The sequence below is a fragment of the Alistipes sp. HGB5 genome, assembly GCF_000183485.2.
Taxonomy (GTDB): Bacteria; Bacteroidota; Bacteroidia; order Bacteroidales; family Rikenellaceae; genus Alistipes; species Alistipes finegoldii.
Genome location: NZ_AENZ01000048.1, coordinates 86,718 through 112,315, shown reverse-complemented (window position 1 = coordinate 112,315; position 25,598 = coordinate 86,718). Strand labels below are relative to the sequence as shown.

The 25,598-nt window shown below is 63.4% G+C and carries 22 protein-coding genes; 20 read left to right on the top strand and 2 right to left on the bottom strand.

From position 1 onward, the window contains the following. Positions 1–20: 20 nt before the first annotated feature. The gene (locus HMPREF9720_RS07780) at positions 21–749 is read right to left on the bottom strand and encodes an FkbM family methyltransferase (RefSeq protein WP_009597578.1); all 729 of its coding nucleotides are present in this window, start codon (positions 747–749) and stop codon (positions 21–23) included. A gap of 64 nt (positions 750–813) precedes the next feature. Then, positions 814–1,482, bottom strand: a complete 669-nt coding sequence (locus HMPREF9720_RS07775; RefSeq protein ID WP_039940204.1) for an MBL fold metallo-hydrolase — start codon at positions 1,480–1,482, stop codon at positions 814–816. A gap of 160 nt (positions 1,483–1,642) precedes the next feature. On the opposite strand from HMPREF9720_RS07775, the gene HMPREF9720_RS07770 reads away from it, so the two are divergent. The 20 genes from HMPREF9720_RS07770 to ftsZ all read left to right on the top strand — a co-directional run bounded on the left by HMPREF9720_RS07770 (position 1,643) and on the right by ftsZ (position 25,591). Next, positions 1,643–2,467, top strand: a complete 825-nt coding sequence (locus HMPREF9720_RS07770; protein WP_039940189.1) for an alpha/beta hydrolase — start codon at positions 1,643–1,645, stop codon at positions 2,465–2,467. Positions 2,468–2,485: 18 nt separating this feature from the next. Next, positions 2,486–3,625 carry a hypothetical protein gene (locus tag HMPREF9720_RS07765; RefSeq protein WP_175282399.1) on the top strand — a complete coding sequence of 380 codons (1,140 nt, stop codon included), beginning with the start codon at positions 2,486–2,488 and terminating at the stop codon, positions 3,623–3,625. Positions 3,626–3,856: 231 nt separating this feature from the next. After that, on the top strand, positions 3,857–5,266 hold the full coding sequence (gene rlmD / locus HMPREF9720_RS07760) for a 23S rRNA (uracil(1939)-C(5))-methyltransferase RlmD (RefSeq protein WP_009597690.1): 1,410 nt from the start codon (positions 3,857–3,859) through the stop codon (positions 5,264–5,266). After that, positions 5,263–5,652 (top strand): VOC family protein, encoded by a 390-nt coding sequence (locus HMPREF9720_RS07755; RefSeq protein WP_009597641.1) that lies wholly within the window; start codon positions 5,263–5,265, stop codon positions 5,650–5,652. The genes rlmD and HMPREF9720_RS07755 overlap by 4 nt, the downstream gene beginning before the upstream one ends. A 74-nt stretch (positions 5,653–5,726) precedes the next feature. Next, entirely contained in the window at positions 5,727–6,413 is a 687-nt protein-coding gene (locus tag HMPREF9720_RS07750; RefSeq protein WP_009597685.1) for an SIMPL domain-containing protein, read from the top strand. 237 nt (positions 6,414–6,650) lie between these two features. Beyond that, positions 6,651–7,106, top strand: coding sequence for a cytidine deaminase (locus HMPREF9720_RS07745; protein WP_009597693.1), 456 nt, complete (start codon positions 6,651–6,653; stop codon positions 7,104–7,106). Between the two features lie 103 nt (positions 7,107–7,209). Then, on the top strand, positions 7,210–7,896 hold the full coding sequence (locus tag HMPREF9720_RS07740) for an RluA family pseudouridine synthase (RefSeq protein WP_009597604.1): 687 nt from the start codon (positions 7,210–7,212) through the stop codon (positions 7,894–7,896). A gap of 13 nt (positions 7,897–7,909) precedes the next feature. Then, positions 7,910–8,365 carry a D-aminoacyl-tRNA deacylase gene (gene dtd, locus HMPREF9720_RS07735; RefSeq protein ID WP_009597681.1) on the top strand — a complete coding sequence of 152 codons (456 nt, stop codon included), beginning with the start codon at positions 7,910–7,912 and terminating at the stop codon, positions 8,363–8,365. A 14-nt stretch (positions 8,366–8,379) separates the two neighbouring features. Continuing rightward, entirely contained in the window at positions 8,380–9,903 is a 1,524-nt protein-coding gene (locus HMPREF9720_RS07730; protein ID WP_009597579.1) for a DNA/RNA non-specific endonuclease, read from the top strand. A gap of 2 nt (positions 9,904–9,905) precedes the next feature. Continuing rightward, on the top strand, positions 9,906–10,859 hold the full coding sequence (locus tag HMPREF9720_RS07725) for a TIGR01212 family radical SAM protein (RefSeq protein WP_009597674.1): 954 nt from the start codon (positions 9,906–9,908) through the stop codon (positions 10,857–10,859). 73 nt (positions 10,860–10,932) lie between these two features. Continuing rightward, a complete protein-coding gene (locus HMPREF9720_RS07720; protein WP_009597574.1) occupies positions 10,933–11,829 on the top strand; it encodes a YitT family protein in 897 nt (298 codons plus the stop codon). Further along, positions 11,829–14,084, top strand: a complete 2,256-nt coding sequence (gene priA / locus HMPREF9720_RS07715) for a replication restart helicase PriA (RefSeq protein ID WP_009597669.1) — start codon at positions 11,829–11,831, stop codon at positions 14,082–14,084. Before HMPREF9720_RS07720 ends, priA begins: the two co-directional genes overlap by 1 nt. After that, positions 14,068–14,790 (top strand): ComF family protein, encoded by a 723-nt coding sequence (locus HMPREF9720_RS07710; RefSeq protein WP_009597643.1) that lies wholly within the window; start codon positions 14,068–14,070, stop codon positions 14,788–14,790. The genes priA and HMPREF9720_RS07710 overlap by 17 nt, the downstream gene beginning before the upstream one ends. A 164-nt stretch (positions 14,791–14,954) precedes the next feature. Beyond that, the gene (dnaB, locus tag HMPREF9720_RS07705) at positions 14,955–16,520 is read left to right on the top strand and encodes a replicative DNA helicase (protein ID WP_009597603.1); all 1,566 of its coding nucleotides are present in this window, start codon (positions 14,955–14,957) and stop codon (positions 16,518–16,520) included. Positions 16,521–16,675: 155 nt separating this feature from the next. Continuing rightward, positions 16,676–18,214, top strand: a complete 1,539-nt coding sequence (locus tag HMPREF9720_RS07700) for a YifB family Mg chelatase-like AAA ATPase (protein WP_009597585.1) — start codon at positions 16,676–16,678, stop codon at positions 18,212–18,214. Between the two features lie 350 nt (positions 18,215–18,564). After that, entirely contained in the window at positions 18,565–19,671 is a 1,107-nt protein-coding gene (murG, locus tag HMPREF9720_RS07695) for an undecaprenyldiphospho-muramoylpentapeptide beta-N-acetylglucosaminyltransferase (protein WP_009597591.1), read from the top strand. A gap of 98 nt (positions 19,672–19,769) precedes the next feature. Beyond that, positions 19,770–21,152 carry a UDP-N-acetylmuramate--L-alanine ligase gene (murC, locus tag HMPREF9720_RS07690; RefSeq protein WP_009597635.1) on the top strand — a complete coding sequence of 461 codons (1,383 nt, stop codon included), beginning with the start codon at positions 19,770–19,772 and terminating at the stop codon, positions 21,150–21,152. A gap of 93 nt (positions 21,153–21,245) precedes the next feature. Next, complete coding sequence (locus tag HMPREF9720_RS07685) at positions 21,246–22,346, top strand: hypothetical protein (protein ID WP_009597700.1); 1,101 nt, start codon at positions 21,246–21,248, stop codon at positions 22,344–22,346. Positions 22,347–22,358: 12 nt separating this feature from the next. Beyond that, the gene (gene ftsA / locus HMPREF9720_RS07680; RefSeq protein WP_009597580.1) at positions 22,359–23,798 is read left to right on the top strand and encodes a cell division protein FtsA; all 1,440 of its coding nucleotides are present in this window, start codon (positions 22,359–22,361) and stop codon (positions 23,796–23,798) included. 464 nt (positions 23,799–24,262) lie between these two features. Next, complete coding sequence (gene ftsZ, locus HMPREF9720_RS07670) at positions 24,263–25,591, top strand: cell division protein FtsZ (RefSeq protein WP_039940187.1); 1,329 nt, start codon at positions 24,263–24,265, stop codon at positions 25,589–25,591. The last annotated feature ends 7 nt before the right edge of the window (positions 25,592–25,598 follow it).

Genomic DNA, 25,598 nt, shown 5'->3' with positions numbered 1-25,598 from the left:
TCTGAATTGAAAAATTGAAATTACTGCGGACGGAAGATGATGTCCTTGGCGCTTGCGGCGGTCAGGGGGATTTCCCGTCCGTGTTCGAGGGTGAAAGCCTTGTAGCCCAGCGCCGTGAAGAGTTCGACGATGCGGGGGCGGTTGCCGCCGCCCGTCTCGACGAGCACCGTGGGGCGGAAGCGTTCGAGCAGCGGGCGCAGCTCGGTCAGCACCACCACTTCGTAGCCTTCGATGTCGCATTTGACGAAGTCGAGGCGTTCGAGTCCGGCGAAGAGTTCGCTGCCCCGGCGCATCTGGGCCGAGAACTGCGCGGCGGCGGCCGCGCCGCTGTCGTTGACGAAGTTCTGTCCCGTGCCGAAGTAGCCCGTTTCGCGCGCCGAGTCGTTGGCCATCGTGATCGGTTTGTTCTCGGTGCCCAGCGCGTAGGGGAGTATCTCGACGTTGCGGCAGCGGCACAGGTTGCGGCGCAGGACGGCGAGGATCGGGGGAACCGGCTCCACGGCATAGACCCTGCCCGCCGGGCCGGTCAGCCGGGAGAGCGTGCGGGCGTAGTAGCCGAGGTTGGCGCCGATGTCGATGGCCGTGTCGCCCGCGCGGACGAGCTGCGGCAGGTGGTAGACGTATTCGGTGGCGGGGGCGTAACGCCCGATGCCGAGCCGCTGCCAGAGGAAGAACAGGCGGCTCACGGCGCGCAGGTAGCCTTCGAGCGGCAGGGTTCGGTAGAGGATTTTATGGATCAGTGTCTTCACGTTTCCGGTGGTTTGCGGAGCGGATTTTCCCGGACGGCGTCCGCTGCGGTGTCGAGGCGGGGCCTCAGTTCTTGTAGTTCACTTCTTGGTTGAGGACCTCGACGACGAAGGGGTTGTAGAGCATTTCGTGGCCGATGGTCGATTCGGGGCCGTGGCCGGGGTAGACGCGGACCTCTTCGCCCAGCGGGATCAGGGAGTCGAGGATCGAGCGCATGATCCACGAATAGTCGCCGCCCGGCAGGTCGGTGCGGCCGATCGACTCGCGGAAGAGCGTGTCGCCCGTGAAGAGCGATTTGGATTCGGGGTCGAACAGCGCCACATGGCCGGGGGTGTGGCCGGGGGTGTGGATCACGCGCAGGACGGTGTGGCCGAAGCGGATTTCGGGCGTCGTGTCGAGGTCGATGTCCGCCGGGGGCATCTCGCCGACCGCAACGCCGAAGATGCTGCCGCTGGTCGAGGCGTTGTCCAGCAGGAACTGGTCTTTGGACGAGAGCGCGAAGGGGATGCCGTAGCGTTTCTTGAGGTGCGCGACGCCCAGCGTATGGTCGAAATGGCCGTGGGTGTTGACCGCCAGAACGGGTTTGAGTCCGTGCTGGGCGATGAAGTTGTCGAGTGCGGCGTCTTCGCGCGGGTTGCTGTTGCCGGCGTCGATGACGACGGCTTCGGAGGTGTCGTCCCAGACGACGTAGGTGTTTTCCTGTATCGGGTTGAATTGCAGGCAGGCTATTTTCATAATTCGGTCGTTTTTCGGAATCGTAATGTATTTGTGCAAAGACTGTGCAGACCGGACGGGCCGGGCCGCATCGTCTCCGGGCGGATGTTTATCATGGGCAAATATAGCGTTTTTTACTGGATTTTACCTATCTTTATGACCCGAATAAACTTATCTCGACATGAAACGACTCGTCGCTTTGATTTTCGCGCTGGCCGTGTGCGGCGCGGGAGCCGCGGCCCGGCCGGGCGCTTACAGGACCGTGAAAAACATCGCCTACCGCGACGCCGGGGGCGACCGGAACATCGACACGATGTGCCGGCTGGACCTCTATTATCCGGCGGACGGGGAGGGATTCACGACCGTCATATGGTACCACGGCGGCGGCCTGACGGGCGGGCGGCGCGAAATTCCCGAAGCGTTGAAGGAGAAGGGATTCGCCGTGGTGGGCGTGGAGTACCGGCTCTCGCCGCACGTGAAGGTGGCCGACTGCGTGGACGATGCGGCCGCGTCGGCGGCGTGGGTGGTGAAGCATATCGCCGAGTACGGCGGCGATCCGCGGCGGATTTTCGTGGCGGGTCACTCGGCGGGCGGTTATCTGACCTCGATGATCGGGCTGGACAAGCGCTGGCTCGAACCCTACGGCATCGACCCCGACACGACCTTCGCGGCGCTGATTCCCTACAGCGGGCAGGTGGTGACCCACTTCGCGCGCCGCCGCGAGATGGGGATTCCCGACACGCAGGTGGTGGTGGACGACATGGCGCCGCTCAATTACGTGCGGCCCGACTGCCGCCCGATCCTGATCCTTTCGGGTGACAGGGAGCGGGAGATGCTGGGCCGCTACGAGGAGAACGCCTACTTCTGGCGCATGATGCGCGTGGCGGGGCATCCCGACGTGCGGATTTACGAGTTCGACGGCTTCGATCACGGCAACATGCCGCAGGCCGGGCACTTTGCGGCGGTGCGCTATATCCGCGAGATGGAGCGGAAAATGGAGCGGTAGTTGTGTAGAATCGGAGCTATGAAAATAAACGGATATGCGCTTTTGCAGGCCGCGGCAGCCTTGTGCGCCGCGCTTGTGCTGACGGGGTGTTCGCTGCTGAAGGTCGCCGTGGCCACGGGCGACCCCCTGTCCAAAGAGGAGATGAACGTGCGGACGATGACGCGCGGATTCTATTACGACATGGCCGCAGAGGTGGCGCGCACGGCCGATTCGATTGCCCAAGCGGCGCCGGATGTGGCTACGCGGGTCGCCGCCGTGCGGTGGAAGATACATGCCACGCGGGCGGGCGTCTCGGCCGCCATGCAGGGGATTCCCGACGTGGCGCTGGCCGACATGTGGATACTCTGCCGGCGGATGAACGAACGCTTTGCGGCGACGCCCGATTCGCTGCTGTTCGGGGCGCAGAGCGGCATGGCGCGCGATGCGGCGGCGCGGCTCGACCGCCGGGCCGCGCGGCTGGCGCGGCAGGTGTTGGCGGAGGAGCGTTACGCGCTGATGGAGCGTTTTGTCGCGCAGTATGTGCGGGACAATCCCTCCGACGAGGGGATGGAGGCTTCGAATACGACCCTTGCGTGGATCGAGTTCCTGCGCGAGAACGGCGTAGAGCACGCCTATGCGACGGGTTCGATCGCCGAAGTGCTGGCCGACGTGAACGACCGCGTGAGCAGCCAGACGCAGCAACTGGCCAGCAGTGTCGGCTGGTCGAAGGACATTCTCGAAATGCAGCTGCAGCAGGACAGCCTGCGCATGGAGGTCGGGGCGCGCCTCGACTCGCTCGAACGCAGTTTCACGCGCATCGTCGTCGTGGCCGAGCATCTGCCCGAAATATCGGACCGGGTGCTGGACGAGCTGAACAAACAGGTGACGCAGCTGATATATACGATGAATTACAGCGTCGATAACGCCTTTGCCGATTTCGACCGCCAGCGCGACGAGCTGCAGCGGTATGTGACCGGAGAGCGGCAGGCGTTGGTCGAGCAGCTGCGGCAGACGGCCGGCGAGGTGGTGCGGACGACGCTCGACGCGGTGCCGGGGCTGGTGGGCAAGGTGTTGCTGTACGTGGTGTTGGCGCTCGCGGTGCTGATCGGGGGACCCTTTGCGCTGGGGTTCTGGCTGGGCGGCGTGAGGGCGAGGGCCGGAGCGAAGAGAAAGGAGTAGGCGGCGGCCCCGACCGGGCTGCGGGTGTCTGAAACGGAACGGGTGCGGCGGCCAGATCGCCGTGTCGGCGGAGGTGAAGGACGAGGGCGGCGCTTCGGCAAAATGCAAGCGAACTTGCTTTTGCCCTCAGTTTGCACTATCTTTACAGAACATAGGCGGCGGCTCGGCAATGTCCAAATAAATTTGGCATTGCTCTCGCCTTGCACTATCTTTGCCGCAAATTGGAAGACGATGGCTCGCAAAAAGGCAAATTATCCCCTCATCGAGGGGCTTGAAATAACGACGCTCGCCGCCGAAGGCAAGGCGATGGGACGCTGGAACGACGTGGTGGTGTTCGTGCCGCTGACCGTTCCGGGCGATGTGGTGGATGTGCAGATACGCTCCAAGCGCCGCAGGTTCATGGAGGGATTCGTGGTCCGCTACGTCAGAAAATCGCCGCTGCGCGCGGAGGCCTTCTGCGCCCATTTCGGGGTTTGCGGGGGCTGTAAGTGGCAGAATCTGCCCTACGAGGAGCAGCTGCGCTTCAAGACCGAGCAGGTGCGCGACCAACTGACGCGCATCGGCAAGATCGCACTGCCGCAGATCGCGCCCTGTCTGGGTTCGGAGCAGACCCGGTTTTACCGCAACAAACTCGAATTCACCTTCGCCGACCGCCGCTGGCTGACGCGCGAAGAGGTGGAGAGCGGGACGGACTTCGATGCCGCGCCCGCGCTCGGATTCCATATTCCCAACATGTTCGACAAGGTGCTGGACATCGACAAGTGCTGGCTCCAGCCCGATCCGTCGAACGACATCCGCACCGAGACCAGACGCTTCTGCATCGAAAACGGCTACACGTTCCACAACGCCCGCGAACACCGGGGGCTGATGCGCAACATGATCGTCCGCACGGCTTCGACGGGCGAGGTGATGGTGATCGTGGTGTTCGGCGAGGACGACCGGGAGCGGATCGCCGCGCTGCTGGACCATCTGGCGGCGAATTTCCCGCAGATCACGTCGCTGTTCTACATCGTCAACACCAAGTTCAACGATTCGGTCGGGGACCTCGATCCGGTTTGCTACAAGGGCAAGGACCATATCGTCGAAGAGATGGAGGGGCTGCGATTCAAGGTGGGGCCGAAGTCGTTCTACCAGACCAATTCGGCGCAGGCGTACGAGCTTTACAAGGTGGCGCGGGAGTTCGCGGACCTCAAACCGGAGGACGTGCTTTACGACCTCTACACCGGGACGGGGACCATCGCCAATTTCTGCGCCGCGCGGTGCAGCCGGGTGGTGGGTGTGGAGTATGTGCCCGAAGCGATCGCCGATGCGAAGGTCAATTCGCAGATCAACGGCATCGGGAATACGGTTTTCTATGCGGGCGACATGAAGCAGGTGCTGAGCGACGGGTTCGTCGCCGCCAACGGCCGTCCCGACGTGATCATCCTCGATCCGCCGCGTGCGGGCGTGGACGAGCCGGTGATCGGCGTGATCCTGCGCGCCGCGCCCCGGCGGATCGTCTACGTGAGCTGCAATCCCGCCACGCAGGCCCGCGACTTGGCGCTGCTCGACGCCGATTACCGCGTCGAGGCGGTACAGCCCGTGGACATGTTCCCCCACACGCACCATGTGGAAAATGTCGTGAAACTCGTACGGCGATGAGACTGGACGGTTTCGGGATATTCGTCGAGCGGATGCCGACCATGGTCCGCTTCTACCGCGACGTGCTGGGATTCGAGATCCGCGAGGATGAAAACGCCTCGAACGTCTATCTGGAAAAGGACGGAACGCTGTTCCTGCTCTACCGCAGGGCGGATTTCGAGAAGATGACCGGCCGCAGGTTCGGCTATGCCGGCCCGGTGAACGGGCATTACGAGATCGCCCTGAGCGTCGAAAACCATGCGGCGGTCGATGCGGCTTTCCGCGAGGTCGTCGCCAAAGGCGCCCGGCCCGTCATGGAACCCACAACCGAACCGTGGGGCCAGCGCACCTGCTACGTGGCCGACCCCGAAGGCAACCTGATCGAAATAGGGTCGTTCAAGGCATGATTCCGGAGAGGGGATGCAGTATTTCGGATTTTTGGCGTTTTATTTGCAAGACAGTTACCTAAAAAACGGGAAATATGAAAAAACTGATTTTAATGGCGGCGGTGGCGCTGATGGCGCTTCCCGCGGCGGCACAGATGCAGGAGGCTTTCCCCAGCTATATTCAGGTGAACGGACGCGCCGAGAAGGAGATCACGCCCGACGAGTTCTACCTCTCGATCGTCATCAACGAGCGCGATTCGAAGGGCAAGATTTCGGTCGAGAGTCAGCAGCGCGACATGATCGCGGCTCTCAAGCGGCTGGGCGTGAACGTCGAGAAGCAGCTGAAGGTGGCCAACCTTTCGAGCGAGTTCTTCAAGAAGAACACTTCGGTGGCGACGGCCAAGTACCAGCTTCAGCTGGGATCGTCGGCCGAGGTGGCCAAGGTGTGGCAGGCGCTCGACGGACTCGGCATCTCGAACGTTTCGATCCTGAAGGTGTCGCACTCGAAGATCGACGAGTATAAGGAGCAGGTGCGCGTCGAAGCGATGCAGAACGCCAAGCAGAGCGCCCAGACGCTGGCCGGGGCGATCGGGCAGAATGTCGGCAAGTGCTTCTACATTTACGATTCGAACAACAACGTGATGCCGGTGCTGTATGACAACATGGCCGTGATGCGCAGTGCGAAGGCCGGGTATGGCGAAGAGGCCGCGGCGGACGAACCGCTCGACTTCAAGACCATCAAGCTGCAGTACAACGTGCAGGCGAAATTCGTGCTGGAGTAGCTCTCCGGCGGCATATGCGAAGAGGATGTCCCGCGAAGGGCGTCCTCTTCGTCGTCTCAGGGTGTCGCGGACGGAGGTTGTCGCGCTTCGGGTTCCGGATTCGCGGGCGGAGTGCGGAGGAAGGCCGGGCGTGGTCGCGGACGAAGCCCGCCGGGTGCGAAAAACGGCGCCGGATGGTGCGGATTCCGAAAAATTATACTATCTTTGTTTACTTTGCCCCTTAAAAAAGGAGGAGTTATGGAAAAACAGTTTTGTTTCAACTACGAGCATTATGCGGCTCTTGCCGAGCTGTCCGATGCGGACCGTGAGCTGGTTCGGGAGGCCGAACGGGCCACGGCGAACGCCAATGCGCCCTATTCGAAGTTCCGGGTGGGGGCGGCTGCGCGGCTGCGCAGCGGGAAAATCCTCTACGGAAGCAATTTCGAGAGCGAGGTCTATCCCGCGGGGCTTTGCGCCGAGCGGACGCTGATGTTCTATGCGCAGGCCAATTATGCCGACGATCCGATCGAGACGCTGGCGATCGCTTCCGATCCCTCGGAGCGCGAATGCTATCCCTGCGGCCAGTGCCGTCAGGTGATGGTGGACGTCGAACGCCGTCAGGGCGCGCCCATGCGGGTCATCATGAGCGGCGGCGGCACGGCGACGGCCGTCGATTCGGCGGCGCTGCTACTGCCCTTCACGTTCGTGCTCTGACCCGCAGCGAGCATGTTCGAGATACCGGCTTCGGCGGCGCGGCCCGCCGACGGCGGAGAAACGTTGCGTTGAAGTACAGGCCGCTTTTAGAAATACCCGAAAAATGTTCACTCCCGAAGATATCCTCTACGAAGACAATCATCTGCTGATCGTCAATAAACGCTGCGGCGATCTGGTGCAGCCCGATCCGTCGGGCGAAAGCGCGCTCGAAGACCAGATAAAGGCCTTTGTCAAACGCCGCGACGCCAAGCCCGGCGACGTGTTCCTCGGCGTGGTGCACCGCATCGACCGTCCGGTGAGCGGCGCGGTGCTGTTCGCCAAGACCTCGAAGGCCCTGACGCGGCTCAACGAGATGATCCGCGAGGGCCGCATCCGCAAGGTCTACTGGGCCTTGACCGAACGGACGCCCGACCCCGAAAGCGGCGAACTGCGCCACTACATCCTGCGCGACGCCCGCACCAACCGCTCGCGGGCCTGCGACGGGCCGAAGCCCGGCGCCAAGGAGGCGCGCCTGCGTTACGAAACGCTGGGGGCGGGGACCAACTATACGCTCGTCGAGGTGGAGCTGCTGACGGGGCGTCACCACCAGATCCGCGCCCAGCTCTCGAAGATCGGGTGTCCGATCCGCGGCGACCTGAAATACGGCGCGCGGCGTTCGCTGCCCGGCGGCGGCATCTCGCTCCATTCGCGGCGGGTCGAGTTCGAACACCCCGTGCGCCGTGAACCCGTGAGCGTCACGGCTCCCGCGCCTGCGGACGACAACCTGTGGGCTTATTTCGAAACCCGTTGATTTCCCGGAAAATATGCGATTGTTGATTCAGCGCGTGAAGAACGCTTCCGTCAGCGTCGGCGGCGATGAGCTGTCCCGGATCGGGCAGGGCCTGCTGGTGCTGGTCGGCGTGGGCGTGGAGGACACGGACGAAGATATGGAGTATCTGGCGGGCAAGCTGGTCCGTCTGCGGATTTTCGACGACGGGCAGGGGGTGATGAACCTCGACGTGCGGCAGGTCGGCGGCGAGGTGCTGGTGGTGAGCCAGTTCACGCTGCAGGCTTCGACCCGCAAGGGCAACCGCCCGTCGTACGTCAGGGCGGCGCCCGAAGCCGTCTCGCGCCCGATGTACGAGCGTTTCACGGCCCGCGTGGCCGAGCTGCTGGGCCGGGAGGTGCCGACGGGGGAGTTCGGCGCCGACATGCAGGTGGCGCTGGTGAACGACGGTCCGGTGACCATCTGGATAGATTCCAAAATGAGGGATTGTTAACCGAAAAATAGAAGATGAAAAGATTATTGACAGTTTTGCTGGCAGGTATTTCCGCAGGTTTCGCCTCCTGCGGAGACGACGGCGCGGAGAAGGGGGACACATGGTTCCTGAAACCCGAAGCGGTGGTTTCGGGAACGACGGCGGAGATCTCCTGCCGCACGAAATTCGCCGACGGCGTGCTGACCGAGAGCGGCGCGGGGTTCGTATACACGCGGATCGGAGCCGCGGACGGCTATTTCGACGCCGAGCCGGTGGAGGTGAGCGGGAATGCGCTTTCGTGCCGTCTGAGCGACCTCGAACCCGAAACCGACTACTTGGTGTACGCTTATCTGGAGCTGGGCGGCGCAGGGCGCATGCAGAGCGAATCGGTCTCCTTCCGGACCGGGAAGGGAAGCGATCCGGGGAATGCGCCGGCATTCGGACAGCCCGCCTATTCGGAGGTGACCTCCTCTTCGGCGGTGGTGAGCTGTACGTTCTCCTATCAGGGCGCGGAGCCTGTTTCCGAGGTCTATTTCCTCTACGGGACGGGCGGCGTTTCGAAACGCGAAGCCGTGAGTGCGCAGCCCGGCGCGAAGAGCGTCCGGCTTTCGGGGCTGGACGCTTCGACGGACTATACGTTCCGTTTGTGCGTCGCTGCGGGCGGAAAGACCTATGAGAGCGGAGAGGCGGCCTTTACGACCGATGCGGGCGACGGGCCCGGACCCGGTCCGAATCCGGGGCTGACGAAGTTTTCGGGCTGGCCCGAACTGCCCGTCGAGGTGAAGAACGGCGATTACCATTACGCCTACCATACGATCAGCGACTTCAAGGTCGGAAACTACAACGCCCGCAACTACACGGTATGTTACAGCGCCGAGAATCACGGTCCCGTATGGGTGGCCGCGCCGCTGCACAACTGTTATGTGACCAAAAGCGGGAACCGCAGCTACAGTCAGGACCCGGATGTTCCGGCGGGCATACAGCCGGCGTCGAAGTCCCTCGCCGATCCCTACAACAAGGGCCACATGCTGGGCAACCGCGAACGTTCGAGAACGGCCGTCATGCGCAGGCAGGTCTGCTATTACACCAATATCGCGCCCCAGCACAGCGGGACGTTCAATACGGGAGGCGGCGCGTGGAACAACCTCGAAGACCTGATAGACACCTATTGGGATTCGACCGAGAGTGCCAATGTGGGCGATACGCTCTATGTGGTCGTCGGGGCTTACTACAAGACGTGGACCGATTCGTACGGCAATACGGCTTCGCCCAAGAAGGCCGCCTTCGGCGGTCAGCAGGCGGGCGTTCCGACCATGTTCTACTACGCCATGCTGCGGACGAGGAACGCCAAGTCCGGCAAATCGGTGCTGCGCTGTTCGCGCGAGGAGCTGCAGTGCGCGGCCTTTGTGATGAGCCATGCCATGCAGAAGGGGCACAAACCCTCGCGCAGCGATATGCGCAGCGTCGCGGAAGTCGAGCGGCTGAGCGGGTTCCAGTTCTTTACCAACGTGCCCAATGCGCCCAAGGATACCTATAACCCTTCGGACTGGGGATTGTAGCGATGTATGCGTGGGGCGATAACAGGCGGTTCAACTCCTATTCGGGGTATTTTCGCCGCATGTTCGGCTGCCGCGTGCAGAAACTGTCGGTGGACGCCGGGTTCACGTGTCCCAACCGGGACGGAACGATAAGCGGGGGAGGATGTACGTTCTGCAACAACGGGGCGTTCACTCCCTCGTACTGCATGCCGGTCAAGGGGGTGCGGCGGCAGATCGAGGAGGGGATCGAGTTCCACCGCAGGCGTTACCGCACGGCGTCGAAGTATCTGGTCTACTTCCAGTCGTTTTCGAACACCTATGCGCCGCTGGAGCGGCTGAAGGAGGTGTACGGCGAGGCGCTGGCGCATCCCGACGTGGCGGGCATCGTCGTCGGCACGCGGCCCGACTGCGTGGACGCCGAAAAGCTGGACTATTTCGCGGAGCTGGCGCGCGGGAGGTACGTGGCCGTCGAGTACGGCATCGAATCGACCCGCGACGAGACGCTGCGGGCGGTGAACCGCGGGCATGACTTCGCCTGCGCGCGCCGCGCCGTGGAGATGACCGCCGCGCGGGGACTGCACGTCGGGGCGCACTTTATCCTCGGACTGCCGGGCGAGACGGACGCGATGCTGCTGGAGCAGGTCGCGGCGATCAATTCGCTGCCGCTCACGACGCTGAAATTCCATCAGCTGCAGCTCTTCCGCGGCACGGCGATGGCCGCCGAATACGACGCCGACCCCGGTCGCTTCCGCTTCTGGGAGATCGGCGAGTACATCGACCTTTTCGTCGAGGTGCTGCGCCGCCTGCGGCCCGATCTGGTCGTCGAGCGGTTCGCGAGCGAGGCGCCGCCCCGCTACCATTACGGCCGCAACTGGGGGCTGGTGCGCAACGAACAGCTGCTGGCGATGCTCGAAAAAAGATTGGAGGAACGAAATGCGTATCAAGGCGAAATTTTTGTATCTTTACAGTCGCTGTGATAGGTTCGAACTTGCTTTTGCCCTCAGTTTGCACTATCTTTGCCTTTGCAATTGCTAATATTTCCGTACCGAAATGAAACCCATCATTAAGGAGCTGATGCTGAAGCCCGTCAAGGAGTATTTCCTGATGACGGTCGGCATGATCATGTACTCTTTCGCGTGGATCGGCTGCATCCTGCCCGCCAAAGGCGTCGGCGGAGGGGCCGCGGGTCTGTCGCTCGTGTTGTGCCATGCCGTCGAGGAGTGGCTCGGCGTCTCGATTCAGATCGGTACGATGGTATTCATCATCAACGGAATACTGCTGCTGATCGCGGGATTCATCATCGGCTGGAACTTCGGCGTGAAGACCGTCTACTGCGTCGTGGTGATCTCGCTGGGGATGAACTTCTGGCAGTCGGTGCTGCCGGAGGGCGACTTCCTCCACCTCGAACGTATTCTGTCGGTGATCCTCGGCGGCATACTGGCCGGCATGGGCGTGGCGATGTGCTTCGCGCAGGGCGGCTCGACGGGCGGCACGGACATCGCCGCGATGATCATCAACAAGTACCGCACGATCAGCTACGGCAAGATCGTCATCTACTCGGATTTCGTCATCATCGGATCGTCGATGCTCGTGGGATTCCATATCGACACGGTGATCTACGGCTATGTGATGACGGCGGTCTTCGGCTATACGGTCGATATGATCATGGCCGGGAACCAGCAGTCGAGTCAGGTCTTCATCGTGACGCACGACTATGAGAAGATGGCGGAGGCCATCGTCGAGAATATCCACCGCGGCGTGACGCTCATCGACTCGCAGGGGTGGTACACCAAGAAGCAGTCGAAAATCGTCATGGTGGTATGCCGCAAGCGCGAGACCGCGATGATCCTGAAATTCGTCAAGACGATAGATCCCGACGCCTTTATGACCGTGGGGTCGGTGATGGGCGTTTACGGCAAGGGATTTCAGGCGCTCAACAAACTCTGATGCCCCTCTATGCCGACATAGTACTGCCGCTGGCGCAGCCCGCCTATACGTTCGCCGTGCCCGAAGGGATGCACGTGGCGGAGGGGACGGCGGTAGCCGTGCAGTTCGGACCCCGCAAATTCTATACGGGCGTCGTTTGGCGGGTGCATGACCGCCGTCCGCCGTTCAGGACAATCAAATCCATACAGCGCGTGCTGTACGACGCGCCCCTGCTCTCGGCGCAGCAAAAGGCGCTCTGGGAGTGGATCGCCGCGTACTACATGTGTTCGGCGGGCGAGGTGATGCGCGTGGCGCTGCCGTCGCTGATGAAGCCTTCGGGCGATACCGAGGAGGAGTTCGCCGAAGACGAGTTCCGCCCCCGCACGGAGTGCTACGTGGCGCTGGCGCGGGAGCTGCACGACGAAGGGCGCCTGCACGAGGTCTTCGAGAAGCTTGGACGGCGCGCGCCCAAGCAGTACGAAGCCCTGCTGGAGATCGCGTCGGCGGGGGACGAGACCCGGATTTCGACGGGCGAGGTGGCCCGCCGCCTGCTGCGGGCCGACTATGCCGTGCTGCATGCGCTGGAGCGCAAGGGGCATATTGTCTGCACGGAGCGCGAACGCACCGTCGAGCGGGGCGGCTCGGCGTTCCGGCTGCCCGAACTGACCGCGCCGCAGCGCGAAGCGCTCGGTTCGCTGCGGGAGCAGTTCGCCGAAAAGCCTGCGGCGCTGCTGCACGGCGTGACGGGGTCGGGGAAGACCGAAATTTACATACACCTGATCGCCGAAACGCTGGCGCGGGGCGGCGACGTGCTGCTGCTCGTGCCCGAAATCGCCCTGACGGCGCAGCTGATCGGGCGCATGGAGCGCATCTTCGGCAGCCGCGTGACCCCCTATCATTCGAAACTTACGAACCGCCGCCGCACGGAGACCTACCTGCGGCTGAACCGTTCCCAAGGGGGCGAGTTCGTCGTCGGCGTGCGGTCGTCGATATTTCTGCCGCTCAGGCATCTGCAGCTGATAATCGTGGACGAGGAGCACGACGCCAGCTACAAGCAGGCCGATCCCGCGCCCCGCTACAACGCCCGCGACTGCGCCGTGGTGATGGCCCGCCTGTGGGGCGGCCGCACGCTGCTGGGAAGCGCCACGCCGTCGCTCGAAACGTGGCTCAACGCCGAGGGCGGGAAGTACGGCCGCGCCGTGCTGGCGGAGCGTTACGGCGACGCCCGCCCGCCCGAAATATTCGTTTCGGATACGATCCGCGCCGCCAAGCGCGGCGAGCGGCATGCGCATTTCAACAAACTGCTGCTGGACAAGATGGAGGAGACGCTCGGACGGGGCGGGCAGGTGATGCTGTTTCAGAACCGCCGCGGATTCTCGCCCTACGTCGAGTGTTCTCAGTGCGGGTGGACGGCCCGCTGTCCTCACTGCAACGTGACGCTGACCTACCACAAGGGAGGCGCCAGACTCGTCTGCCACTACTGCGGCTACACGGCCCCGGTGCCGGCGAAGTGCCCTTCGTGCGAGGTGACGGAGGTGCTGCCGCGGGGATTCGGCACGGAGAAGGTCGAGGAGGAGATCGCCCGGCTCTTCCCCGAAGCCCGCGTCGCCCGGCTGGACCGTGACAGCGTGACTTCCGAGCGGGCGTTCAACGCCATAATCTCCGATTTCGAAGCCCGCAAGACCGATATTCTGGTCGGGACGCAGATGATTACGAAGGGATTCGACTTCGGCGGCGTGTCGCTGGTGGGGATTCTCAATGCCGACAACCTGCTGAACAACCCCGATTTCAGGGCTGCGGAGCGGGCCTTTCAGCTCATGCTGCAGGTCGCCGGACGCGCCGGACGCCGCTCGGACGGCGGCGAGGTGGTGATTCAGACCTCCGAGCCGGGGCATCCCGTGATCCGGCAGGTCGTGGCGGGCGATTTCGCCGGGATGGCCCGCATGCAGCTCTCCGAACGCGAAGCGTTCTTCTATCCGCCCTATGCGCGGCTGACATCGCTGACGCTGCGCCACCGCGACGTCGCGCTGCTGCGCCGCGGCGTCACGGAGCTGGCGGCGCGCCTGCGCGTCAGGTTCGGCCGCCGCGTGCTGGGGCCGATGACGCCCCCGGTGGACCGCATCCGCGGCGAGTATCTCGCGGGGCTGCTGCTCAAGATCGAAAGCGGCGCTTCGTCGGCCAAGGCCCGCTCACTGCTGGCCGCCGAGCTGAAGGCGTTCGCCGAAAATCCCGAATTCAAAACGATAACCGTCGTCTGCAATGTCGATCCTCAGTGACCTGCTGAGCGACGTCGCGGCGCTCTTTTTTCCGCCGCGCTGCCCCGTCTGCGGCGTCCCGCTCGCGCAGGGCGAACGCACGGTGTGCACGCTGTGCCGCACGACGGCGCCCCTGACGGGGTTCTGGCTTGAGGCGGACAATCCCCTGCTGGCGAAGTGCCGGGACATGCTGCCCGTCGAGCGGGCTTCGGGTTTTCTCTACTACATTCACGGAAGCGGGTGGCGGGAGCTGATCCGCGGATTCAAATACCGCGGAGCGTGGCGCACGGCCCGCGCGATGGGCGAGTGGTACGGACGCTGTCTGAAGGAGAGCGGGCTGTACGACGGGGTGGAAGTGGTCGTGCCCCTGCCGCTGCACCCCGTCAAGCGGTGCAGGAGGGGGTATAACCAGTCGGAGTACATCGCCGAGGGGATCGCCTCGCAGTTGGGAGCGGAGGTAGACCGCCGGAGCGTCCGCCGCAAGCGCAATACGGAGAGTCAGGCCCTCAAGCCGCGGCGCGAGCGCGCCCGGAACGTGGACGAGGCTTTCGCGGTGCGCCGTCCCGAACGGCTCGAAGGGCGGCATGTACTGCTGGTGGACGACGTCTTCACGACGGGCAGCACGATGCTTTCGTGCGCCGGGGAGATGCTGCGCGCCGCACCCGGATGCCGGATCAGCATCGCGGCGCTCGCCGTCTCGCGGCGGGAGCTGGGGGTGAGGGAGTGATCGGAAATTAAAAATTCTTTTTCAACAGGCGTTATCCCCTGCTGCGGGGACTGTTTGCGGGAGAATCGTGGCATCAACACGATTTTCGATAACAACTTTGCCGCGGCCGTTTTGTTTTCTCCGCCCGAATCGCTATTTTTGGGCTCTGAACGAAAGGATAAATCATGGCTAAAGATTATAACCCCTCCCAACGCAACAGGGAGGCATTCGAGGCGCTGACCGACACCGCCGGCAACGTGCCCCCGCAGGCGGTCGAACTGGAGGAAGCCGTGCTCGGCGCGCTGATGCTGGAAAAGGACAGCATCATCGCCGTGCAGGAGTACGTCACGCCCGACGCTTTTTACACCGAGGAGCACCGCACGATCTACCGCGCGATCGAGGAGCTTTCGATGGAGCTCAAACCGATCGACCTCTATACCGTCACCGAGCGGCTGAAGGCCAAGAAGGAGCTGAAGAAGGTGGGCGGTGCGTCGTATCTGGCGCAGCTGACGCAGAAGGTCGGTTCGGCCGCCAATGTCGAATTCCACGCCAAAATCATCGCCCAGAAGTACGTGCAGCGCGAGCTGATCCGCTCGGCGACCGAGATTCAGAAGCGGTCGTACGACGAATCGACCGACGTGACGGAGTTGATCGGATATGCCGAGGGCGAGATATTCAAGGTGGCCGAAGGACACGTCAAGCGGTCGGTGCAGGCGTCGAAGGATATTCTGGCCCGCGCGCTGATGCAGATCGAGGAGGCGTCGAAGAATACGAGCGCCTTCAACGGCGTGCCGTCGGGCTTCATGGCCATCGACCGCGTGACGCTGGGCTGGCAGCTCTCGGACCTGATCATCATCGCCGCACGCCCTTCGATGGGCAAGACGGCGTTCGTGCTCTCGATGGCCCGCAACATGGCGGTCGATCACGAGCAGGGCGTGGCGTTCTTCTCGCTCGAAATGTCCGCCGTACAGCTGATGATGCGTCTGATTATCGCTGAGACGGGACTGAGCGGAAACGACGTCAAGTCGGGCCGTCTGACGCCCGAACAGTGGCGGCATCTGGAGTCGGCGACCAAGCCGCTGGGCAGCGCGCCGCTCTATATCGACGACACGCCGGCGCTTTCGGTCTTCGAATTCCGCTCGAAGGCCCGCCGTCTGAAGATACACCACGACATCAAGATCATCATCATCGACTACCTGCAGCTGATGACCGGCAATCAGGATTCGAAAGGAAACCGCGAGCAGGAGGTGGCCTTTATTTCGCGTACGCTCAAGGCGATCGCCAAGGAGCTGAACGTGCCGATGATCGCGCTGTCGCAGCTGAGCCGCGCCACCGAAATGCGCGGCGGCTCGAAGCGTCCCCAGCTCTCGGACCTCCGCGAGTCGGGCGCCATCGAGCAGGACGCCGACATCGTGGCCTTCATCCACCGTCCGGAGTATTACGGCATCAATCAGGACGAGAACGGCATGCCGACGGCGGGTATGGCCGAGATCATCCTCGCCAAGCACCGTAACGGCGCCGTGTGCGACGTCAACCTGCGCTTCCTCAAGGAGCAGGCGCGTTTCGCCGACGTGGATGACACGATGCTGCCGCCGTCGCAGGCGGCTGACAGCCAGCAGGCCTACGACGACTATGCCAGCGGTTCGAACGCCGTGCCGGGAGCCGGAATCGGCGGCGGACTGGGCGCGGGAATCGGCGGCGGGGAGTTCGACCCCAATCCGCCCGCGCTGAACGACGAGGCGCCGTTTTAGAAGAGCCGGTTTAGAGGGGCGCTGCGGCTGATGTGGCCGGCGAAGTCGGTGCGGCTGAGGCGGTCGGTGCAGGCGATGCAGGCAGTGCGGTCAGTGCGGACGACTGTGGAAGAGGCCGGTAACAGAATGGTTAATTGATAATATTTTTCTGATAGATGTTTGTCCGGACCTATGCAGGAGCGATCGTGGGGATCGATGCCGCGGCGGTGACCGTCGAGGTCAATATCGCCGGCGGCGGACTGGGAATGTACCTCGTGGGGCTGCCGGACAGCGCCGTGAAGGAGAGCGAGCAGCGCATACGTGCGGCGTTTGAGAACTCCGGGGAGCGGATGTCGGGCCGCAAGGTGGTCGTGAGTCTGGCTCCGGCCGACCTGCGCAAGGAGGGCGCGTCGTTCGACCTGCCGATCGCCGTCGGGATTCTCGCGGCGATGTCGCGGGTGAATGCCGAAACGCTTGCCGGGACGATGTTCGCCGGGGAGCTGTCGCTGGACGGGACGCTGAAACCCGTGCGGGGCGTGCTGCCGATGGCGGTGCGCGCGCGGGAAGAGGGATTGCGGCGGCTGGTGCTGCCGGCGGCGAATGCCGCGGAGGCGGCCGTGGTCGAAGGCGTCGAGGTGATCGGGGCCGGAAGCCTGAAGGAGGTGATCGGACTGCTGAACGGCGAACGGGAGATGACGCCGGCGGTGCCTGCGGACGGGGAGCCGTTCGGGGCGGAGGCGGGCCGTTATGAAGAGGATTTTGCCGATGTGAAGGGCCAGACGCATGTGAAGCGTGCGCTGGAGATAGCCGCCGCGGGCGGTCACAACGTGCTGATGATCGGGGCGCCGGGTTCGGGCAAGACGATGCTGGCCCGCAGGATGCCGACCATCCTGCCGCCGCTGTCGCGCGAAGAGGCGCTGGAGACCACCAAGATACACTCCGTGGCCGGGAATATGGCGGCGGGCGGCCTGCTGGCGCGGCGGCCTTTCAGGGCGCCGCACCATACGATTTCGCAGGCGGCGCTGATCGGCGGGGGACAGTCGCCGCGGCCCGGCGAGGTGTCGCTGGCCCACAACGGGGTGCTGTTTCTCGACGAGCTGCCCGAATTCGGGCGCAGCGTGCTGGAGGTGCTGCGGCAGCCGCTGGAGGAGAAGAGGGTGACCGTCTCGCGGGCGAAATACAGTGTGGAATATCCCGCCAACTTTACGCTGGTGGCGGCGATGAACCCCTGTCCGTGCGGCTATTACAACCATCCGGCGAAGGAGTGCGTATGTTCGCCGGGGGCGGTGCACCGCTATATGAGCCGGATTTCGGGACCGCTGATGGACCGGATCGACCTGCATGTGGAGGTGACGCCCGTGCCGGCGGCCGAACTTTCGGCGGCGGCGCCCGGCGAGCCGAGCGCCGCGGTCCGCGAGCGGGTCGTGCGGGCGCGGGAGGTGCAGGCGGCGCGTTTCGCGGGGACGGAGGGCGTGCATACCAACGCCATGATGAACGTGGCGATGCTGCGCGAATACTGTCGGCCGGACGCCGCTTCGGCGGCGCTGCTGGAGCGGGCCATGGAGCGGCTGTCGCTCTCGGCGCGGGCTTACGACCGCATTCTGAAAGTGGCCCGCACGATCGCCGATCTGGCGGGGCGCGAAACCATAGCGGCGGCCGATGTGGCCGAAGCGATCAACTACCGCTCGCTGGACCGGGGAAACTGGGGGCGGTAAAAGGAGGACGAAAGGGCGGCGAACGGAAAGAATTCGTAATTTTGCAGGCGGCTTGCCTTGGAATGTTGTCCGGGGCGGAAGTCTGCACCCCGGTTTTCAGATCGCCGGGTTTCCGGATCGCCGGGTTTCCGGACCGCCGGGTTTCCGGACCGCCGGGGACGGCCCTCGGATTAGCGGGCTGCCGGGTTAGCAGGCTGTCGGGGCTTCGGGCCGGGCCGCCGGGGCGGTGCCGCGGTCGGGCCTTTGAGTTGTCGGGATCTTCGGGCTTTCGGGTTGACGGGCCGTCGGATCTTCGGACAGTCGGAGGCGGGTTGAAAGATATTGATTGTAAGTAAAAAAGATAAAATAGCATGACAAGGAAAATCATCCTTTCGGGCGGCGGAACGGGCGGACATATCTATCCGGCCGTGGCTGTTGCGGAAGCGTTGAAACGGCGGTTCGGCGACGGGGTCGAGATTCTCTTCGTGGGCGCCGAGGGCAAGATGGAGATGGAGAAGGTGCCCGCGCTGGGCTACCGCATCGTGGGACTGCCCATAGCGGGCCTGCAGCGGCGCATGGACTGGCACAACCTCGCGGTGCCGTTCAAGGTGCTGAAGAGCGTCTCGATGGCCAAGAAGACCATTCGTGAATTCGGGGCCGATGCGGTCGTGGGATTCGGCGGCTATGCCAGCGCCCCGGTGCTGTGGGCCGCGCAGCGGCTGGGCGTGCCGACGGTGATTCAGGAGCAGAACTCCTATGCCGGGCTGACCAACAAGATTCTGGCCAAGCGTGCGAAGCGCATCTGCGTCGCCTATGAGGGGATGGAGCGTTTCTTTCCGGCGGGCAGGATCACGATGACGGGCAATCCCCTGCGGGGCCGTTTCTCGAAAGAGGGGGCCGACCGGGGCGAAGCGTTGGAATATTACGGCTTTACGCCCGATCTTCCGGTGGTGCTGGTCGTGGGCGGATCGCTCGGAACGCGGTCGCTGAACGAGATGATGAAGGCGTGGATACTCGCGCTCGAAGGCGCGGACGCTCCCGTGCAGGTGATCTGGCAGACGGGCAAATATTATGAGCGCGAGATGCAGGCGTTCTTGGCGGCGCATCCGGTTGCGAATATCTGGCAGGGGGCCTTCATCGACCGCATGGACTATGCCTATGCGGCGGCCGATCTGGTCCTCTCGCGCAGCGGGGCGGGGACTGTCTCGGAGTTGTGTCTGGTGGCGAAGCCCGTGCTGTTCGTGCCCTCGCCCAATGTGGCCGAGGATCATCAGACCAAGAATGCCAAGGCGTTGGAAGCCAAGGGCGCGGCGGTCGTGGTGCCCGATGCCGAGGCCCGGACGGCGGCCATGAGGCGGGCGATGGAGCTGCTCTCGGACAAGGAGGCTTTGCGGACGATGAGCGAAAACCTCGAAAAGCTGGCGCGCCCCGATGCGGCGGAGCGGATCGTGGATGAAATCGAAAAGGTAATGAAATAGCGCCGCTTCCGGCGTTTCCCCTGCGCCGCGCGGGCGATGAATGCGGCGGGGACCGTGCGGAGGGAGGAGCGGTGCGGAGAACGATAAAACTTAATCGGATGGAGTTTCAAAATATCTATTTTCTGGGAATCGGCGGCATCGGCATGAGCGCCTTGGCGCGTTATTTCCTGCATGAAGGCAAGCGGGTGGCCGGTTACGACCGCACCCCCTCGCATCTGACGGACGAACTGGCGGCCGAAGGTGCTGCGATTCATTTCGAGGACGACGTGCGGCGGATTCCCGCGGAGTTTCTCGACCCGGCGGCGACGATGGTGGTGTATACCCCGGCCGTGCCGCAGGAGCACGGGGAGTATCAATATTTCGTGAGTCACGGGTTCTGCGTCGAGAAGCGTTCGCAGATGTTGGGACATCTCGCCGAGGGCAAGTATGTGATGGCCGTGGCGGGGACGCACGGCAAGACCACGACCTCGACGCTCGTGGCGTGGCTCAACCGCGGCGTGACGGGCGGAGGAAGCGCTTTTCTGGGCGGAATATCGAAGAACTTCGGCGGCAATCTGGTGCTGGGCGCGGGGGCGCGGCTGGCGGTCGAGGCCGACGAGTTCGACCGTTCGTTCCTGCGGTTGTATCCCGACGTGGCGGTGATTACCTCGGCGGATGCCGATCACCTCGATATTTACGGCACGCACGAGGCGGTGAAGGAGGCTTTTTCGCAGTTCGTGCGGCAGATCAGGCCGGGCGGGTTCCTCATTATCAAAGAGGGGGTGGATATCGTGCTGGACAATCCGCAGATCACCGTTTACCGCTATTCGTACGACGTGCCGTGCGACTTCTACGCCCGCAACGTGCAGCTGCTCGAAGGCGGGCATTACCGCTATGACATTGTGACGCCCGGCGGCGTGGTCGAGGGGTGCACGCTCGGCATTCCGGGATGGGTCAATATCGAGAATTCGGTGGCGGCCGCGGCGTCGGTATGGTGCGCGGCGCAGGCCGAAGGCACGACGCTCGATGCGGAACGGCTGAGAGAGGCGCTGGCGTCGTTTGCGGGCGTGAAGCGGCGTTTCGAATTCTATGTCAATACGCCGAAGCAGGTTTACATGGACGACTACGCCCACCATCCGCGCGAGCTGGCGGCGACGCTGACGTCGGTGCGCAAAATGTTTCCGGGACGGCGCATCACGGCGCTGTTCCAGCCGCACCTCTACACGCGGACGCGCGACCTTTACAGGGAGTTCGCCGAGGCGCTGTCGCATGCCGACGACGTGGTGCTGCTGCCGATCTACCCGGCGCGCGAGGAGCCGATCGAAGGCGTGACGTCGGAGATCATCGCCCAAGGCGTGACGGTGCCGTGCCGCATCGTGGAGCGGGCGGCGCTGGCCGATACGGTGGCGGCGATGGACACGGACGTGGTGGTGAGCTTCGGCGCGGGCAACATCGACGCCTGCTGCGGGGCGATCGCCGAAAAGCTGAAAGCGAAGAGTTAGCCGGGGGACCGGCGGCCGGGGCGCATGTCCGCCGGACCGGATGTAAAAACCGCAGAAGACGAAACGACGGATAATTAGAGAATAAAGACGATTTTGAGAAAATACCTCCGATACGCACTGCTCACGCTTTTGTGGGGCGCCGTGGCCGCATATGTCGTTTATGCGGGGACGGCGGCGGGGAGGCTGCGTGCCGGGAAGAAGGTCGGCAGGGTCGAGATCGAGGTGGTGGACAGCTCGTCGATGGGCTATCTGGTGTCGGGCCGCATGGTGCGCGAGTGGATCGCGCACAGCGGAATCAAGACGAACGGCACGGCAGTTGATGCGGTAGAGCTGGCGGCCATCGAGGCCCTGATCGCCAAAAACGGATTCGTGGAGCGCGTGGACGCCTATGTGACTTACGGCGGCGTGCTGCATATCGACATCAGCCAGCGCAGGCCCCTGCTGCGGCTGCTGACCGACGGCGTGGATTCGTACGTCACGCCCGAAGGCTATGTCTTCGCCGCGCCGCGCGCCTCGTCGCTCTACGTGCCGGTGGTGACGGGGGCTTACCGTCCGCCGTTTCCCGCGTCGTTCGTCGGCTCCGTGCGCGGGCATATCGACCTCGAACGGGCGAAGATCGACAAGCGGATCGCGGAGCTGGAGCGTGAGAAGTACCCCTTCTTCCGGCGCGAACTGCAGAACGACCGCAACATATCGGCGCTGCGCCGCATGCGCATCAAGAAGCAGTGGTGGCGGATGGAAAGCTCCGCGGCGTTCGATGCGCGGGTCGAAGAGCTGCGCGCCCGCAAGGCGGAACTGCGGCGCAAATACCGCTACGAAGCGCGTCTGGTGCAGGAGGGAATAGACCGCATCGCGCAGCGGCAGGAGGCCGAAAGGCTGAAACAAAAAAAGTTGGAGAAAAGCTACGAAGATTTCATGAAACTGCTTACCTTTGTAGAGTTCATCGAAGATGATGACTTCTGGAGGTCGGAGGTGGTGCAGATTGCCGCGCATACGACCCCCAGCGGAGCTTTAGAGGTGGAGCTGGTGCCCCGGAGCGGCCGCCATACCATCGTCTTCGGACGTATCGAGCAGGTGGAGCGCAAATTCGACAAATTGCTGCGTTTCTACCGCAGCGGTCTTATGAACATCGGCTGGGGGGAGTACCGGACGATAGATATCAGATACAACGATCAGGTGGTTTGCAAGAAATAAAAGGATTATACCGTGGAAAGAAAGAATTATACCGTTGCCGTCGATCTGGGTTCGTCGAACGTCGTGGTGGCTGTCGGCGAGAAGAACGCCGAAGAGCGGCTCGATGTGGTGTGCGTCGTGTCGAAACCCGTCGAGGGGGTCAATGCGGGCAAGATTGAGAATATCGAACTGGTGAGCCGCGCCATCCGCGAAGCCGTGTCGGAGGCCGAGGAGCAGTTGGGAATCCGCATCACCGAGGCCTATGCCGGTATTTCGGGCGACTTCGTGCGCTGTGCGCGGCATATGGACCACGTCTTCGTCTACGATCCGCAGAACGGTGTCAATCAGAAGGACGTCGATGCGCTGTTCGACCGCATGCGCAACGTGCAGGCGCCCGACGACGAGACCATCATGGACCGCGTACCCCAGAACTATGTGGTGGACGACAATCAGGAGGTGAAGAATCCCGTGGGGTCGTTCGGCAAGAAGCTCTCTTCCACGTTCAACTTCATCCTCTGTCTCAAGACCCCGATGCAGCGGCTCGACATGGCCCTCAAACGGGTGGGAATCAAGATGCTGAGCGTTACGTCGAACGCCATAGCCACGGCCGAGGCGGTGCTGCTGCCCGACGAGAAGGAGGAAGGCGTGGCCGTGGTGGATATCGGCGGCGGCGTGACCGACGTGGCGGTTTACTACCGCAACGTGGTGCGTTATATCGCCACGATCCCGATGGGGGCGACGGCGATCAACCGCGACATCCGCACGATGAGCGTGCCCGAAAAGCATGTGGAAAGTCTCAAACAGAAATACGGCTCGGCGGTGGCCGAGCTGGCTCCCGAAGACAAACTGATCCGCGTGAACGGCCGCACGGCCCGCGAGGCGAAGGATATTCTGCTGCGCAATCTGGCGACGGTGATCGAAGCCCGCGCCACGGATATCGCGGAGTTCGTATTGCAGGAGATCAAGGATTCGGGATATATCGGCAAGCTGGCTTACGGGATCGTTCTGACGGGCGGTTCGGCCAAGCTGAAGGACCTCGACGAACTGTTCCGCCGGGTGACGGGCATGGATGTGCGCGTCGCGTCGGCCGAGACCGGGATTGCCGAGGAGTCGAAAGAGAAGGCCGCCGATCCGGCTTACGCCACGGCGGTCGGCATTCTGCTGAAAGGCGCCGAGCAGGGCGCCTGCGCATTTGTCGAGCGGCCCGTGGCCCGGCCTGCGGAACAGCAGGGCTTCCGGCCCCCGCAGCCGCAGCCCGCTCCTGAGTTCCGCCACACGCCGCGCTTCCAGCAGCCCGTGCAGGCGCCGCCCGCAGCTCCGGCGGCGGAAGAGACGGAGGAGGATGCCGCTGCGGAACGTGAGGAGGCCCCGGTGATCGAACCCAAGCGCAAGCGCGACTGGGGCTCGATTTTCCAGAAGACCTTCGACAAGATCAACAAGAGTTTCACGGCGGCCGAGGACGAAGAGATTTAAGGGATAATTTGCCGCGCCCCGGTGTCCGGCCCACGCGGCGGTCTTACGGCGGTGTTTGCGGCATGAATTTCGTGTTTGCGGGGACGGTTCGGCGATGTGAAGGTCCGGCGATGCGGCCGCGGTTAACGCCGGTTTTGGCCGGGGAGCGGTTTCTGCAGATGTGGCGGACAGCCGGGGGAAATTCGGACGGCGGGATTCAGCGGACGGCGGATGCCGCGGATGCCGGGAGCTGCGGACGGGACGCCGGGCAGCGGTTTTTTGAATTCCGCGGATTGCGGACGGAGAGCCGGATGGCGGAGTCTGTAGATGCCGCGGACTGTGAACGGTCGGCGGGAATGGGTAGATGCCGCGGGGTGCCGACGAAGATTCGGACGGCGGGATTCAGCGGATGTCGGGAACTGCAGACGGGAAGCCGGCTGCGGGAATGATTTATAGTTAAGAATGTGGAGAAAGGAGTTAGAGATATGACAGACGAATTGATGTCGGAGATCAAAGCCCCGAAGACGGACGGTTCGATCATTATGGTGGTGGGCGTCGGCGGTGCCGGCGGCAATGCCGTGAACCATATGTGGAACCTCGGTATACGGGGTGTGACGTTTCTGGTTTGTAACACCGACCAGCAGGCGCTGGACAAGAGTCCCGTGGAGTTGAAGATACGCCTCGGCGCAGAGGGACTGGGGGCCGGAAACGACCCGGAAAACGGCCGCCGCGCGGCCGTGGAGTCGCTGCCTGAGATTCGTCAGCACCTCGAAGAGTCGGGGACGCGCATGCTCTTCATCACGGCGGGCATGGGCGGCGGAACGGGTACGGGCGCGTCGCCCGTCATCGCCAAGCTGGCCAAGGAGATGGGACTGCTGACCGTGGCGATCGTCACGTCGCCGCTGGCCGTCGAAGGCAAAATCCGCTACGAGCAGGCTTTCAGGGGCATCGAGGAGCTGCGGCAGAACGTGGATTCGCTGCTGATTATCAATAACGAGAATATTCTCGAAATATACGGACGCCTGTCGCTCAAGCAGGCGTTCGGCAAGGCCGACGACATTCTGTGTTCGGCGGCCAAGGGCATCGCCGAGATCATCACGGTGGAGAGCGACTTGGTGAACGTCGATTTCGCCGACGTGTCGAAGGTCATGCGAGACAGCGGCCGCGCCCATATGGCCGTGGCGACGGCCGAGGGCGACAACCGCGCCGAAGCGGCGGCCGAAGCGTCGCTGCGTTCGCCGCTCTTGGACCACAACCTGATTTCGGGGGCGAAGAACATCCTGCTCAACATCTCGGTCGCGGATGCCGACGGCCTGATGTACGAGGAGGTGGTGCGGATTCTGGAGTACATTCAGGCGCACGCCAGCGTGCAGGACGACAACGGCGTGATTCACAACGCCAATATCATATGGGGTACGAGCGAGAAGCCCCAGTTGGGCAACGCCATCGAGCTGGTGGTCGTGGCCACGGGATTCGCGGGCGACGTATCGGCGGCGGGGACGATGAAGCAGATCATTCCTCCGGTGCGGAGCGTCGAGCCGGCGAAGGACCCGGTGGCTCTCGTGCTGGAGCCGATCAAGCCGGTCGTACCGCCCAAGGCCGCCGTGCAGCGGCCGCCCGAACAGGTGATGCTGGGGGCGAAATCGACGCGTTACAGCAACATCGAACTGTTGCTGAGCAAGCCCGCCTATCAGTCGCGCAACTCGAAATTCGTCGTGCAGATGCCCGGCGGACGCAAGGAGGTGCTGAAGGAGGAGAACGATGCCGGCCAGCAGGCGCAGCAGGATGCGCAGGGCGGATCGCTTTTTGATTAACTAATAG

Coding starts and splice junctions, on each gene's coding strand:
- HMPREF9720_RS07775 (WP_039940204.1), bottom strand. CDS start 1,482: ATGAAAATAGCCTGCCTGCAATTCAACCCGATACAGGAAAACACCTAC.
- HMPREF9720_RS07770 (WP_039940189.1), top strand. CDS start 1,643: ATGAAACGACTCGTCGCTTTGATTTTCGCGCTGGCCGTGTGCGGCGCG.
- HMPREF9720_RS07765 (WP_175282399.1), top strand. CDS start 2,486: ATGAAAATAAACGGATATGCGCTTTTGCAGGCCGCGGCAGCCTTGTGC.
- rlmD (WP_009597690.1), top strand. CDS start 3,857: ATGGCTCGCAAAAAGGCAAATTATCCCCTCATCGAGGGGCTTGAAATA.
- HMPREF9720_RS07755 (WP_009597641.1), top strand. CDS start 5,263: ATGAGACTGGACGGTTTCGGGATATTCGTCGAGCGGATGCCGACCATG.
- HMPREF9720_RS07750 (WP_009597685.1), top strand. CDS start 5,727: ATGAAAAAACTGATTTTAATGGCGGCGGTGGCGCTGATGGCGCTTCCC.
- HMPREF9720_RS07745 (WP_009597693.1), top strand. CDS start 6,651: ATGGAAAAACAGTTTTGTTTCAACTACGAGCATTATGCGGCTCTTGCC.
- HMPREF9720_RS07740 (WP_009597604.1), top strand. CDS start 7,210: ATGTTCACTCCCGAAGATATCCTCTACGAAGACAATCATCTGCTGATC.
- dtd (WP_009597681.1), top strand. CDS start 7,910: ATGCGATTGTTGATTCAGCGCGTGAAGAACGCTTCCGTCAGCGTCGGC.
- HMPREF9720_RS07730 (WP_009597579.1), top strand. CDS start 8,380: ATGAAAAGATTATTGACAGTTTTGCTGGCAGGTATTTCCGCAGGTTTC.
- HMPREF9720_RS07725 (WP_009597674.1), top strand. CDS start 9,906: ATGTATGCGTGGGGCGATAACAGGCGGTTCAACTCCTATTCGGGGTAT.
- HMPREF9720_RS07720 (WP_009597574.1), top strand. CDS start 10,933: ATGAAACCCATCATTAAGGAGCTGATGCTGAAGCCCGTCAAGGAGTAT.
- priA (WP_009597669.1), top strand. CDS start 11,829: ATGCCCCTCTATGCCGACATAGTACTGCCGCTGGCGCAGCCCGCCTAT.
- HMPREF9720_RS07710 (WP_009597643.1), top strand. CDS start 14,068: ATGTCGATCCTCAGTGACCTGCTGAGCGACGTCGCGGCGCTCTTTTTT.
- dnaB (WP_009597603.1), top strand. CDS start 14,955: ATGGCTAAAGATTATAACCCCTCCCAACGCAACAGGGAGGCATTCGAG.
- HMPREF9720_RS07700 (WP_009597585.1), top strand. CDS start 16,676: ATGTTTGTCCGGACCTATGCAGGAGCGATCGTGGGGATCGATGCCGCG.
- murG (WP_009597591.1), top strand. CDS start 18,565: ATGACAAGGAAAATCATCCTTTCGGGCGGCGGAACGGGCGGACATATC.
- murC (WP_009597635.1), top strand. CDS start 19,770: ATGGAGTTTCAAAATATCTATTTTCTGGGAATCGGCGGCATCGGCATG.
- ftsZ (WP_039940187.1), top strand. CDS start 24,263: ATGACAGACGAATTGATGTCGGAGATCAAAGCCCCGAAGACGGACGGT.